The sequence below is a fragment of the Stenotrophomonas sp. Ps181 genome, from assembly GCF_025697425.1.
Classification (GTDB): Bacteria; Pseudomonadota; Gammaproteobacteria; order Xanthomonadales; family Xanthomonadaceae; genus Stenotrophomonas; species Stenotrophomonas sepilia.
Window position 1 is genome coordinate 485,965 of sequence record NZ_JAHWBI010000001.1, and the last position, 13,178, is coordinate 499,142.

Sequence of the window (13,178 nt, forward strand, 5' to 3'; positions counted from 1 at the left end):
GGTGCGGTTGCGTCGTTGGCTGCTTCAGCGCGGCCAGGCGTTGGCGATGGTGCAGAACAGCCGCGCGGTCTGCTCGGTGTCATACACCGCGCTGTGCGCCTCGTTGGCATCCCAGCCCAGGCCGGCGGCCGTCGCTGCACGCGCCAGCACGGTCTGCCCATAGGCGATACCGGCCAGGGTGACCGTGTCGAACACGCTGAACGGATGGAACGGGTTGCGCTTGTGGCCGGTGCGGGCCACGGCCGCGTTGACGAAGCCAAGGTCGAAATGGGCGTTGTGGCCCACCAGGATCGCGCGCTGGCAGCCGTACTTCTTCATCGCCGCACGCACCGGAGTGAAGATGTGGTCCAACGCCGCTTTTTCTTCCTTGGCCAGCCGGAACGGGTGGTCGAGGATGATGCCGGTCACTTCCAGCGACTTCGGGTCGATTTCCAGGCCCTCGGCCGGGACCACGTGGGCACTGGCGGTCTGGCCGGGGTAGAGCAGGCCGTTCTCGTCCATCTCGATCGGCACCGCGGCGATTTCCAGCAGCGCATTGCGCTGGCTGTCGAAGCCGCCGGTTTCCACATCCACCACCACCGGCAGGAAGCCGCGGAAGCGTTGTGACATCGCGCGCTGCGCCTGGGGAACTGCGGAATCGGGAACGGCGGCAGGTGCGGGGGTGGGGTCAGTCATGCGTGAATTCTAGCAGAGCGACCCTGAGCGCCCGGCCAGCCTTCTGTGCATGGGTTCCCTGGGGGGGCGTGTGTCGAGCCAGGTCGACACCTACCGGGCACCGCACGCTCAGGATTCCGGTAGGTGCCAACCTTGGTTGGCACACGGCGCGCCGACCACGGTCGGCATCTAGCGCACCGCAGGCCGTGCCGTCGTGACGGATGGCTGCCACCGGGCCAACCAGGCGTCCACGCTCAGCTTGCCGGCGCCGGTGAAGATCAGCGGCAGCAGCATGGCCATGAACAGCACCGGCAGCTTGAAGTTGCCGTAGCCCTGGTCGCTGATGGCATACCCCATCGCGAGGTCACCCAGCGAATTCCATTGCATCGGCCAATGCACCGCATAGGTCGCCACCACGGTCAGCACCAGCAGGCTGGCGGCGGCCAAGCGCGTCCCGAAGCCAAGCAGCAGGCAGGCCGCGCCGACCAGTTCGAACCAGGTGGCCAGTTGCCAGTTCAGGGCAGCGGGCAGTTGGTTGAACGGGAACGGGAAGGCGTCCTGCAGGTCGGCGAACCAGTTCTGGCCGTGCAGCTTCTCACGGCCGGATTCGAAGTATTCCCAGGCCAGCAGCAGCCGCAGGCCCAGCGGCGCCAACCAGGGGGCGAGACGGTCCAGCCGGCCGCGCGCGGCGGCCAGGGGCGGAAGCTTCATCGGTGCATCTCCGGGGGAAAGAGAGTGTCAGGCAGGTGGGTAAAGTGGGCCGATCACGCCGGCCCGCAGGAACTGCTGCAGCAGCGCGGCACCGGGTTCGGCCAGCGCCTGTTCGGCCAGGCCATGCGCGGCGGCCAGTTGCTTCAGATAGGCATGTCCATCGAGGCCGGGCTGTTCCCCGATGCTGGACAGCAGGTACACCGCCAACGGGCTGAGTACGGCGAAGCGCACCTCGCCATCGGCCTCGCGACGCACCAGCAGGCCGGTCGGCTCAGCCGGCAACTGGGTCGGTGCGTCCTCGGCGCCAAGGCGGTGCACCGGCCATTGGTACAGCAACGGCCACGCCAGCGGTGAGCGCTGCAGCGGCACCAGCAGCGGATCGATGTCACCCGGCACCGGCAGCGGTTCGGCAGGAAGCTGGTACAGCGCGGTCTCCGCCCACTCGTAATGAGCGAGCTCGGCCAGCGCAGGGTGGGGCAGCTGTGGCTGCGCCTGCAGCCACTGCACAAATTCAGCGGCCAGTTCGGTGAACAGCGGTGTCTGGCAGCGGTGGGTGGCGAAGTAGTGGCGCACCAGGGCACTCCAGGCCGGTTCTCCGAGCAGGCGCACGCAGACCGGGAAACCGTTGTTCAACAGGCCGAGCAGGTTGTTGAACAGCAGGTGCCGGTATACCGCGACCCGGCGTGGCTCAAGTCCGGCCGGTGCGGGTACCGCCTGCGGGTTGCGCAGGTGCGCGGTGAAGGCGTGCTGCTGCGCGCGCAGGGTGTCGGCGGAATCAGCCATGTGCCGCCCCGGCATGCGTAGCCTGCAGGCGGCGGATGGTCTGCAGTTCGCCCTGCAGTTCTGCATAGGGCGGGAAATTGAAATCGCGTTCGAGCAGGGTGGGGCGCGGGCCGATGCGTGCATAGGTACGCGCCAGCAGCGCCCAGACCGGATCGATCACCGCGCTGCCGTGGGTATCGATCTTCAGGTCCGGGGCTTCATCCAGATGACCGGCCACATGCAGGCAGACGATGCGCCGTGCAGGCAGACCGGCGATGAAGGCATCGGCATCGTAGCCGTGGTTGCAGGCGTTGACGTAGACGTTGTTGACGTCCAGCAGCAGGTCGCAGTCGGCTTCGGCAAGCACGGCATTGGTGAAGGCCAGTTCGTCCATCGCCGGCGCGGGTGCCAGGTAGTAGGACACGTTCTCCACTGCGATGCGACGGCCCAGCAGGTCCTGCACGCGGCTGATGCGCTGCGCGGTATGGCGCACGGCTTCGTCGGTGAAGGGAATCGGCAGCAGGTCGTACAGGTGGCCGTCGTCGCTGCAGTAGCTGAGGTGCTCGCTGTACAGCGGCACGCGGTGCTTTTCGAGGAACCGGCCGACCTGTTCCAGCAACTGGGTATCCAGCGGTGCACTGCCGCCCAGCGACAGCGACAGGCCGTGGCAGCTCAGCGGATGGCGCTGCGCCAGTTCGGCCAGTGCATCACCGGCCGGCCCACCGACATGGATCCAGTTCTCCGGTGCGCATTCGAGGAAGTCGAAGTCGCCTTCCGGGGCGTCACGCAGGTCCTGCAGCAGCGCCCGGCGCAGGCCCAACCCGGCGGCCGCCGCACGAAGCGGCGACCGCGGGTGGACGAGGCTGGCGCGGGCGTCAGTGCTTGCCACCGCACTTGCCTTCGCCGCACTTGCCTTCGGCCGACTTCGTGTCGCCGGTCTTGGCCTTGTCGCCAGCTGCCGCACCGGCAGCCTTGCCCTTGTCGGCGCCGCACTTGCCTTCGCCGCTCTTGCCACCGGCACCACACTTGCCTTCGGCGTGCTTGGTCGCGTCGGCGGCCATCTTGGCGTCGGCGGCCTTGGCATCGGTGCTGGCCTTGGCTGCCTGTCCGGCAACAAGGTAGCCCTGGGCGAGGTCGCTCATGCTCAGGGCCGAGGCACTGGCGGTCATGCCCAGGCCGGCGGCCAGGGCGGTAGCAGTCAGCAGGGACAGGGTCTTGTTGGAACTGCTCATCGGTGGTGCTCCTGGGTGGTGTGGGCGGGTGCCCGGGTGGCCGGCAGGGATGCCGGTGGAAACGATGGTGCAGCGATCCTACTCAACGAATCCTCGCCAAGAACTCAAATTTTCGTGAGGTTTGTTACAGAAGGGGAACACGGTTCCCGGTAGATCCACGCCATGCGTGGATGAATCGCCGGAACGCCCAGAAACAAGAAGGCCGCTGTCACTGGGACAGCGGCCACCTTGGAGTCGACTCCGGTGTTGCAGTGCAGCGTCAGGGCTGGCCGGTGCTGGAGGTCTCGTCGCGCTTTTCACGCGGCGGCAGCGGCTGCTCCCCGTGCACCAGGAACCACACGTTCTCGGCGATGTTGGTGGCGTGGTCGCCCACGCGCTCCAGGTTCTTGGCCATGAACAGCAGGTGGGTGCACGGGGTGATGTTGCGCGGGTCTTCCATCATGTAGGTGAGCAGCTCGCGGAACAGCGCCGTGTACTGGGCGTCCAGGCGGGCGTCGTCCTCGCGCAGTGCCAGTGCGGCCTCGGCATCGTTGTCGCGGTAGGCGGCGATGGCACGGCGCACCTGCTGCGCGGCCAGGCGGCCCAGCGCGCGCAGGCCCTGGATCTGCGGCAGCGGCGGCACCTTGCCCAGCGCGATCGAGCGCTTGGCCACGTTCGCTGCATAGTCGCCGATGCGCTCGATGTCGGCCGGGATGCGCAGGCCAGCGAGGATCTCGCGCAGGTCGCGCGCCATCGGCCCACGCAGCGCCAGGCGCATCACGTCGTGGCTGATCTGCTGCTCAAGCGCGTCGATCGCTTCGTCGTTGGCGATGATGCGATGGGCAGCGTTCTCGTCGCGCTTCTCGATCACGTCCATCGCCGCTTCGAGCTGGGCGACGGCCATCTCGCCCATGCGCACGATTTCGGCCACCAGGCGCTGCTGTTCTTCGTCGTAGCTCTTGACGATGTGGTCGTTGGGAAGGTTCATGGTTGTTCCGCTCTGTAGAGTCGAGCCATGCTCGACTGGCGTTGTCTGTAGAGTCGAGCCACGCTCGACCGTCGTCTCAGCCGAAGCGACCGGTGATGTAGTCCTCGGTCTGCCGCTGCGACGGCTGCGAGAAGATCACTTCGGTGCGGTCGTGCTCGATCAGGTCGCCCAGGTACATGAAGGCGGTGTAGTCGGACACGCGCGCGGCCTGCTGCATGTTGTGGGTGACGATCACGATCGTGTACTCGTGCTTGAGTTCTTCCACCAGCTGCTCGATGCGGCTGGTCGAGATCGGGTCCAGCGCCGAGGTCGGCTCGTCTAGCAGCAGCACCGACGGGCGCAGGGCGACGGCACGGGCGATGCACAGGCGCTGCTGCTGGCCACCGGACAGGCCCAGTGCGCTCTGCCCCAGCTTGTCCTTCACTTCGTCCCACAGCGCGCCCTGGCGCAGCGCCTGCTCGACGCGGTCGGCCATGTCGGCCTTGCTCAGTTTCTCGTGGTGGCGGATGCCGTAGGCGACATTCTCGAAGATGGTCATCGGGAACGGCACCGGCTTCTGGAACACCATGCCGACCTTGCTACGCAGGCGGTTCATCGGGTACTTCGGCGACAGGATGTTCTCGCCGTCCAGCAGCACTTCACCGCGCGCTTCCAGCTTCGGGTACAGCGCGTAGATGCGGTTGAAGATGCGCAGCAGGGTCGATTTGCCACAACCGGAAGGGCCGATCAGCGCGGTCACACGCTTCTCCGGAATCTCCAGGTTGATGCCCTTCAGGGCATGGAACTTGTCGTAGTAGAAGTCCAGTCCGCGCGCGGCAAGCTTGACCGGAGCCGGGGTGTGCAGGCTCTCGTGCGAGGACGGCACGGCGATGCGCTGCATCGGCACGGCGTTGGAAAGGTCGTTCATGGCGTTATCCACGGAAAGGTCAGTCATGGGAGATACGGTTGCGCAGCAGGATGCCGCGGGCGGCAAGGCTGACCAGCAGCACGAAGACAGTCAGCACCAGGGCACCGGCCCAGGCCAGTACCTGCCAGGATTCATACGGGCTGCCGGCGAACTGGTTCATCACCACCGGCACCGAAGCCATCGGCTGGAAGATGTTGTTGTTCCAGTACTGGTTGCCGAAGGCGGTGAACAGCAGCGGAGCGGTCTCGCCGGAGATGCGGGCCAGCGCCAGCAGGATGCCGGTGATGATGCCGGCCGAAGCACTGCGGTACAGCACCTGCACGATCACCTTCCACTGCGGGATGCCCAGCGACAGCGCCGCTTCGCGCATCTGCGAGGGCACCAGCCGCAGCATCTCGTCGGTGGTGCGTACCACCACCGGCAGCACGATGAAGGCCAGCGACAGGGCACCGGCGAACGCCGAGAAGTTGCCGCCGGTCTGCATCACGTACAGCGTGTAGACGAACAGGCCCAGCACGATGGACGGCGCCGACAGCAGGATGTCGTTGACGAAGCGGACCACGGTGCCGACCTTGCGGGCGTTGCCATACTCGGCCAGCCAGGTACCGGCCAGCACGCCCAGCGGGGTGCCGATGCCGATGGCCAGTGCACACATCACCGCACTGCCGAAGAAGGCGTTGGCGAGGCCGCCGTCCTGCATCGGCGGCGGCGTCATCTTGGTGAACAGGTCCAGGTTGATCCCGGCCAGGCCCTTGGAGGCCAGGGTGAACAGGATCCAGCCCAGGAAGAACAGGCCGAACAGGGCAGTGGCACAGGAAGCGGTGATCGCAACGACATTACCGATGCGGCGGCGCAGGTACAGCGAATCAGCGGTGGTGGACATCAGTTGCCCTCCTTGCGGGACAGGCGCATCAGCATCAGGCGGGCGATGGCCAGCACCACGAAGGTGACGATGAAGAGGACGAAACCGAGCAGCAGCAGGGCCGAACGGTAGGTTTCAGTGGCTTCGCCGAAATCATTGGCGATCAGCGCGGCGATGGTGGTGCCCGGTTCCAGCAGCGACGGCGACAGGCGCACGCTGTTGCCGATCACGAAGGCCACCGCCATCGTTTCGCCCAGTGCGCGGCCCAGGCCGAGGAAGATGCCGCCGATGACCGCCGAGCGGGTGTAGGGCAGGACGATGTCCCAGCTCACTTCCCACTTGGTGGAGCCCAGCGCGTAGGCCGATTCCTTCAGGCGGGTGGGCACGGTCAGGAACACCTCGCGCATCACCGAGGAAATGAACGGAATGACCATGATGGCCAGCACGAAACCGGCGGTGAGCATGCCGATGCCCAGCGGCGGGCCCTGGAACATCGGGCCGATGACCGGCCATTCGCCCAGGGTCTCGTTGAGGAACGGGGTGACGTACTCGGTCATCACCGGCACCAGCACGAACAGGCCCCACATGCCGTAGATGATCGAGGGGATGCCGGCCAGCAGTTCGATGGCGGTACCGACCGGGCCACGCAGCCAGCGCGGCGCGACTTCGGTGAGGAAGAAGGCGATGCCGAAGCTGACCGGCACGGCGATGACCATCGCGATGACGGCGGTGACCAGGGTGCCGTAGATCGGAGCCAGGGCGCCGAACTTGTTTTCGACCGGATTCCAGTCGGCGGAGAAGAAGAAGCTCAGTCCCTGCATCTGCAGGGCATGGCGACCGCCCCACAGCATCGACAGCGCGGCGCAGGCCAGGGCGATCAGTACGAAGATGACGGTGCCGACCAGCACCCATCGGAACAGTTTGTCGTTGCGGGCATCACGCGCATCACGCGTGGACGGGGCGGCTACAGGCTGGGCGATGGCATTCATGGGGACGGCTGGGCCAGGAAGGGGCGGGGCGGCACGGCGTAGAACAAGCGGTGCCCGCGCGGGGCGGGCACCGTCGAGTCCATCACTTCAGGTCGGTCGCCCAGTAGGCCTCGATCTGCTTGACCAGTTCGGCCGGCAGTGGCACGTAGTGCAGCTCGTTGGCCTGGGCCTGGCCGTTCTCGAAGGCCCACTTGAAGAAGGCCAGGGTGTCCTGGTTGCGCTTGGCATCCTTCGGCTGCTTCTGCATCAGCATGAAGTTGGTGGCGGTGATCGGCCACGCCTGCTCGCCCGGAGCATTGGTGATGACCAGGTTGAAGTCCTTGGCGCTGGCCCAATCGGCGCTGGCGGCCGCCGCGGCGAAGGTTTCCGCGCTCGGCTCGACCCAGTTGCCGGCGGCGTTCTGCATGGCGGTGTACGGCATGCCGTTCTGCAGGGCATAGGCCAGTTCGACGTAGCCGATCGAGCCCTTGATCTGCTTCACGTAGGACGCAACGCCTTCATTGCCCTTGCCACCGACGCCGTCCGGCCACTGCACCGAGGTGCCTTCGCCGACCTTGCTCTTCCACTCCGGGCTGACCTTGGACAGGTAGTTGGAGAAGTTGAAGGTGGTGCCCGAACCGTCCGAACGATGGACCAGAGTGATCTTGCCGTCCGGCAGCTTCACGCCCGGGTTGGCGGCGACGATCGCCGGGTCGTTCCAGGTCTTGACCTTGCCCAGGAAGATGTCGGCCAGCAGGGCGCCGCTCAGGCGCAGCTTGCCGGCTTCCAGGCCTTCGATGTTGACCACCGGCACCACGCCGCCGATGGCCGACGGGAACTGCGCCAGGCCGGCCTGGGCCAGCTCCTCGCTGCTCAGCGGCTTGTCGGACGAACCGAAGTCGACGGTGCCGGCCTTGATCTGGGCGATGCCGCCGCCGGAGCCGATCGACTGGTAGTTGATCTTGGCGCCGGTGCTGGCGTTGTAGTCAGCCGACCACTTGGAGACCAGCGGGAAGATGAAGGACGCGCCCGCGCCGGACACTTCGGCGGTCACCTTGGCACGGGCAGCGGCAGCGTCGGCAGCCGGCTGCTGCGCGGCCTGCTTGTCGCCACCGCAGGCCGACAGGCCCAGGGCGATGGCCAGGGAAAGGGCGGCAAGGCCGGCCGAGTGCAGTTTCATGGTCACTCCATAGCGGGGAAGAGCCGACGTGGTCGGCGGATGCGGCTATGAAATGATGTTTTTGTTACAGCCGTATTACGACCATGACAGAGGTGTCCTGGATCACGTTCTGACAAGGGTTTCACAGGGTTGGCGCCGATCCGGCCGGGGCCCGGAAACCCCGGATCTGCGCGCTGATATGACGGCCGGTGCAAGGCAGAGCCGAGCCCGCTCGGCTGTTCCCTGCCCTCGGTAGCTGCGGACCGTTGGTCCGCGCGCTCCAGAGCGCAGCCGAGCGTGGCTCGGCTCTACAAAGGCAGGTGCATGCCCGAAAACAAGAAGAGCGCGAGATCTCGAGGATCTCGCGCCCGGGTGGGAGCGGCGGGGGAGAGAGGACCCGCCGCCCCCGTTCCTGCGGGGGAACGCGCTTACTTCAGGTTCTGCGACCAGTAGGTCTCGATCTGGCGGACCAGGCTGTCCGGCAGCGGCACGTAGTCCAGCTGGCGGGCCTGGGCGTCGCCGTTCTTGTAGACCCAGCGGAAGAACTCCTGGGTCGCCTTGCCATTGGCAGCATTCTTCGGCGTCTTCTGCACCAGGATGAAGTTGGTGGCGGTGATCGGCCAGGACTCGGCGCCCGGCGCATTGGTCATCACCAGGTAGAAGTCGCGGGCGCTGGCCCAGTCGGCGCTGGCAGCGGCGGCAGCGAACGAGGTGTCGCTCGGCTGCACGAACTTGCCGGCGGCATTCTTCATCGCGGTGTAGGAGAGCTTGTTCTGCAGCGCGTAGGACAGTTCGACATAGCCGATGCCGCCCTTGATCTGCTTCACATAGGCGGCAACACCTTCGTTGCCCTTGCCGCCGATGCCGGCCGGCCACTGCACCGAGGTGCCTTCACCGACCGAGCTCTTCCACTCCGGGCTGACCTTGGACAGGTAGTTGACGAAGTTGAAGGTGGTGCCCGAGCCGTCCGAACGATGCACGACGGTGACCTTGGCGTTGGGCAGGGTCACGCCCGGGTTCAGTGCGGCGATGGCCGGGTCGTTCCAGGTCTTGATCTTGCCCAGGAAGATGTTGGCCAGCACCGCGCCGTCCAGCTTCAGCGCGCCCGGGGCGATGCCGGCCACGTTGACCACCGGCACCACGCCGCCGATCACCGACGGGAACTGCGCCAGGCCTGCAGCAGCCAGGTCTTCCGGCTTCAGCGGCGCATCGGAAGAGCCGAAATCAACGGTCTTGGCCTTGATCTGGGCAATACCGCCGCCGGAACCGATGGACTGGTAGTTGACCTTGTTGCCGGTTGCGGCGCTGTAGTCGGCCGACCACTTGGACATGACCGGGTAGATGAACGATGCGCCCGCGCCGGTGATGTCGGCGGCGTTGGCGGCGAACACGGACGATGCAGCCAGGATGGCGACAGCGGCGCGCGATTTGAAGGCGTGGATCACGGGGAGACTCCTGGGGTGGTGGTCGAAGGGCGGTTGCCCGACGTTTCGGTGCACATTCCATAACGGTTGCGTGACACGTCCGCGTCTGTCATATGACGCGGGCGTGACACGCGTCATGAGGGATGTCACGTCCGCTGCGCCGGCAGGGCGGCACGGGTACCACTCAACGACGAAGGCACGGCCGGGGCCGTGCCTTCGCGGTTCAACGCAGGCGGCTGGACTTACCAGAAGAACTGCGCGCGGGCTTCCAGGATGTTGGGATCGTCGTTGACGAAACCGCGCGCCGTGGAGCTGTACTTCTTGCTGTCGACCATCACGTAGTTGAGCATCAGCTTGAAGTTGGAACGCAGATACCAGTTGGCGCCCACGGTCCAGATGTCCATCTTGCCACCCAGCACGCCATCGACGATCGGCGGGCGACCGGCGACCGGGTTGGCGGCGAGGTTGCCGTCATTGAGGTCCATGTGGTCGTAGCGCACGCCCAGCTGCCACTGGCCGCCGGCCGGGTTGTTCGGCAGGCCGGTGCCCGGAGTGCCGCCCTTGTAGCTCCAGGTCTCGCCGGTCACGTTCCACACGCCGCTGATGTAGTAGCCGTCGCTGGTGTAGTTGTCGTGGTCGTAGCGCTTGGCCTTGCTGGTGTAGTACTCGGCCTGGGCCTTGAAGGGACCCTGGAAGTACATCGCTTCGGCACCGATGGTGCTGACGCGGTCGGTGTCGGTCAGGTTGCCGCTGTCGACCAGGCGGGCAGTGGCGAGGTCGGCATTCGGACGCGCACGCACGCGCAGGGTGTCGGCGTCGGCGTCGTAGTTGACGTAGCTCAGGCCGAAGTGCAGGACCTGGCCCTTTTCATTGATCGGGGCCCAGGTGCCACGCGCGCCGTAGCCGCTGCCGTGGGCCAGGTTGCGGGTCAGCTCGCGGCCGAAGGCGCTGGCGGTCACCGACCAGTTGTCCTGGCCGTAGCTGTACGCGCCGCCCAGGCGGCGGGCGATGGCATAGGTATTGGTGACCGCTGCCTTGGAAATGAAATCGTTGTTCTTGGTGCTGGACAGTTCTTCCAGGCTGTTGGGCTGCTTGAACTGGCCCAGCTGCAGGAAGTGGTTGGCGTTGCCCAGCAGCTTGTACTTCACGTTGGTGTCGAGGAACTTGTCGGCCTTGGCGTCATAGCCGACCACCCACTCCACGTTGCCCGGGCCCTTGCCCTTCAGCACCAGCTCGGCGCGACGCAGTTCGAATTCGCTGTTCTTGCCGTTGCCGGCGTCGCCACCGTTGAGGTCGACCACATCGTTGTGGAACCAGTTGCCGTCGGCCTGGACCAGGCCTTCGAAGGTGATTTCCGAACCGCCGATCACGTCGATGGCGACTTCGGCGTGTGCAGCCGGCACATACAGCGCAGCAGCCACGGCCACCGTCAGGAGTTGGTGATGCAGTTTCATGGAGAGGAGCCTTGCAGGCAGGTGGGAAGATGCGCGCAGGCTAGAAGGTAAAGATTGCGTAAATGTGACAGTTCACGCGCGGCAGACATCCGCCGCAGGCCCCGTCACGGCAGGGCCTGCCATTGAAACCGCTTGCGTATGACGCCCGGATTGCGACCCGGTTGCAGTAGATCCACGCCCTGCGTGGATGCCGTCACTCGGCCGTGGTCTTATCCTTGAACCGGCACAGGTCGGCGATCACGCAGCCCGGGCAATCCGGCTTGCGCGCCTTGCACACATAACGCCCGTGCAGGATCAGCCAGTGATGTGCGTCGAGCAGGAACTCGGCCGGAATCACCTTCACCAGCTTGTCTTCCACTTCGCGCACGTTCCTGCCCGGCGCCAGTCCTGTGCGGTTGGCGACGCGGAAGATATGCGTGTCCACCGCCATTACCGGCTCGCCGAACGCGGTGTTGAGCACCACGTTGGCGGTCTTGCGCCCGACACCCGGCAGCGCTTCCAGCGCTTCGCGATCGCGCGGCACTTCACCGCCATGCTTCTCCAGCAGGATCGCGCAGGTGGCGATCACGTTCTTTGCCTTGGCGTTGAACAGCCCGATGGTGGCGATGTACGGCTTCAGGCCATCTTCGCCGAGCGCAAGGATCTTCGCCGGCGTGTTGGCGACCGGGAACAGTCGGCGCGTGGCCTTGTTGACGCCGACGTCGGTGGCCTGCGCCGACAACGCCACCGCTACCAGCAGCTCGAACGGCGAGCTGTACTCCAGTTCGGTCTTCGGGTGCGGGTTGAGTTCGCGCAGGCGGGTGAACATCTCCACCACGTCGGCGCGCGGCATCGTGCCGCCACGCCGCGCCGGGGCGCGTGCGGTCTTCTTCGTGGTGGCCATCACTGTTCCTTGCCGCGGGCGCGGGCCTTGGCCCGGGCCAGAATCGCGGCTGCCGCAGCGGGCAGGGCGGGCTTCACGTCCGGGGCGGGTGCCGGGGTGCGACGTGCATCGCGCTCGGCCTCGCGGCGGGCCAGGCGCACCGCACGGGCGCGGTAGCGTTCGCGTGCAGCCCAGGCCGCGTGCAGTTGCTGCTGGGCCTGGCACAGGCGTTGCGGAAGGTCGGGGTGGTCGGGCAGCAACCGGTCGTCGCCGGCACGGACGGCGTAGTCCATCAGCCCGGCCTGCAGGGCGCCATCGAGATCGTCTGCCTGGACCCGGGCGAACAACTGCACGGGGTTGGGTCGGGATGCCATGGCGTCAGCGGTTCTGGAAGGCCGGCGCGCGGCGTTGCAGGAAGGCGCTGGTGCCTTCGCGCATGTCCTCGGTGGCGAACAGCAGGCCGAACTGCGCACTTTCGTATTCCAGCCCGGCCTCCAGGCTGCATTCGCCGCCCACGTGCACCGCGTCGAGCAGGCCACGCAGGGCCAGCGGCGCCGAGCGCGCCAGCTGGCGGGCGACGTCCTGCACGCGGTTGTCCAACGCGTCGGCCGGCACGACTTCGTTGACGATGCCCAGTTCCAGCGCACGCGCGGCGTTGATCGGCGCCCCCAGCAGGCACAGCTCCAGGGTGGCGGCGCGGCCGCACAGGCGCAGCAGGCGCTGGCTGCCGCCGAAGCCGGGGATCAGGCCCAGGTTGATTTCCGGTTGGCCGACCTTGGCGGTATCCGCGGCGATGCGCAGGTGGCAGGCCATCGCCAGTTCCAGGCCACCGCCCAGTGCGAAACCATTCACGCGTGCGATGACCGGCTTGGGCATGCGTTCGATCTGGCGCATCAGCGCCTGGCCCAGCAGCGAGAAATCACGTCCCTGAACGGCGCTGAGAGTGTTCATTTCCGCGATGTCGGCACCGGCCACGAACGCCTTGGGGCCCGCCCCGGTCAATACCACGACACGCACCTCCGGATCGGCGGCGGCGTCCCTGAAGGCATCGGCCAGGGCCTGCAGGGTCGCGGCGTTGAGGGCATTGAGCTTGTCCGGGCGCTGGACGGTCACGGTGCGGATGGCGCCGTCGTCAGCGACAGCGATCAGGGCATCGGCCACGGGGAAACTCCTGGAACGTTAAAAAAAAGTGATATTGAACTCTGCAAACGCAGAC

At 66.5% G+C, this 13,178-nt stretch carries 15 protein-coding genes; all 15 read right to left on the bottom strand.

The window, feature by feature from the left end; all coding sequences use genetic code 11:
• Positions 1–24: 24 nt before the first annotated feature.
• Positions 25–609, bottom strand: coding sequence for a ribonuclease T (rnt, locus tag KXV01_RS02225; protein WP_005408782.1), 585 nt, complete (start codon positions 607–609; stop codon positions 25–27).
• A gap of 234 nt (positions 610–843) precedes the next feature.
• Complete coding sequence (locus tag KXV01_RS02230; protein WP_111190926.1) at positions 844–1,365, bottom strand: DoxX family protein; 522 nt, start codon at positions 1,363–1,365, stop codon at positions 844–846.
• A gap of 27 nt (positions 1,366–1,392) precedes the next feature.
• Positions 1,393–2,148 carry a putative DNA-binding domain-containing protein gene (locus KXV01_RS02235; protein ID WP_099495099.1) on the bottom strand — a complete coding sequence of 252 codons (756 nt, stop codon included), beginning with the start codon at positions 2,146–2,148 and terminating at the stop codon, positions 1,393–1,395.
• On the bottom strand, positions 2,141–3,016 hold the full coding sequence (locus KXV01_RS02240; protein WP_012479633.1) for a DUF692 domain-containing protein: 876 nt from the start codon (positions 3,014–3,016) through the stop codon (positions 2,141–2,143). The genes KXV01_RS02235 and KXV01_RS02240 overlap by 8 nt, the downstream gene beginning before the upstream one ends.
• Positions 3,003–3,359, bottom strand: a complete 357-nt coding sequence (locus tag KXV01_RS02245) for a hypothetical protein (RefSeq protein WP_049438226.1) — start codon at positions 3,357–3,359, stop codon at positions 3,003–3,005. Before KXV01_RS02245 ends, KXV01_RS02240 begins: the two co-directional genes overlap by 14 nt.
• A 259-nt stretch (positions 3,360–3,618) precedes the next feature.
• Positions 3,619–4,326 (bottom strand): phosphate signaling complex protein PhoU, encoded by a 708-nt coding sequence (gene phoU / locus KXV01_RS02250; RefSeq protein WP_005415893.1) that lies wholly within the window; start codon positions 4,324–4,326, stop codon positions 3,619–3,621.
• 76 nt (positions 4,327–4,402) lie between these two features.
• Positions 4,403–5,233: a phosphate ABC transporter ATP-binding protein PstB gene (pstB, locus tag KXV01_RS02255; protein ID WP_049411272.1), complete on the bottom strand. Its 831-nt coding sequence runs from the start codon at positions 5,231–5,233 to the stop codon at positions 4,403–4,405.
• 19 nt (positions 5,234–5,252) lie between these two features.
• Positions 5,253–6,116, bottom strand: coding sequence for a phosphate ABC transporter permease PstA (pstA, locus tag KXV01_RS02260; protein ID WP_049438223.1), 864 nt, complete (start codon positions 6,114–6,116; stop codon positions 5,253–5,255).
• Complete coding sequence (pstC, locus tag KXV01_RS02265) at positions 6,116–7,084, bottom strand: phosphate ABC transporter permease subunit PstC (RefSeq protein WP_012479635.1); 969 nt, start codon at positions 7,082–7,084, stop codon at positions 6,116–6,118. The genes pstA and pstC overlap by 1 nt, the downstream gene beginning before the upstream one ends.
• 82 nt (positions 7,085–7,166) lie before the next feature.
• The gene (gene pstS, locus KXV01_RS02270) at positions 7,167–8,243 is read right to left on the bottom strand and encodes a phosphate ABC transporter substrate-binding protein PstS (RefSeq protein ID WP_164282824.1); all 1,077 of its coding nucleotides are present in this window, start codon (positions 8,241–8,243) and stop codon (positions 7,167–7,169) included.
• Positions 8,244–8,650: 407 nt separating this feature from the next.
• A complete protein-coding gene (pstS, locus tag KXV01_RS02275; RefSeq protein WP_019659077.1) occupies positions 8,651–9,667 on the bottom strand; it encodes a phosphate ABC transporter substrate-binding protein PstS in 1,017 nt (338 codons plus the stop codon).
• A gap of 221 nt (positions 9,668–9,888) precedes the next feature.
• Positions 9,889–11,100 (bottom strand): OprO/OprP family phosphate-selective porin, encoded by a 1,212-nt coding sequence (locus KXV01_RS02280; RefSeq protein WP_049411264.1) that lies wholly within the window; start codon positions 11,098–11,100, stop codon positions 9,889–9,891.
• 193 nt (positions 11,101–11,293) lie between these two features.
• Positions 11,294–11,983 (bottom strand): endonuclease III, encoded by a 690-nt coding sequence (gene nth, locus KXV01_RS02285; RefSeq protein WP_049411262.1) that lies wholly within the window; start codon positions 11,981–11,983, stop codon positions 11,294–11,296.
• Positions 11,983–12,336, bottom strand: coding sequence for a hypothetical protein (locus tag KXV01_RS02290; protein ID WP_049411258.1), 354 nt, complete (start codon positions 12,334–12,336; stop codon positions 11,983–11,985). Before KXV01_RS02290 ends, nth begins: the two co-directional genes overlap by 1 nt.
• A 4-nt stretch (positions 12,337–12,340) precedes the next feature.
• Positions 12,341–13,123, bottom strand: coding sequence for an enoyl-CoA hydratase-related protein (locus KXV01_RS02295; RefSeq protein WP_049411256.1), 783 nt, complete (start codon positions 13,121–13,123; stop codon positions 12,341–12,343).
• Between the last annotated feature and the right edge of the window lie 55 nt (positions 13,124–13,178).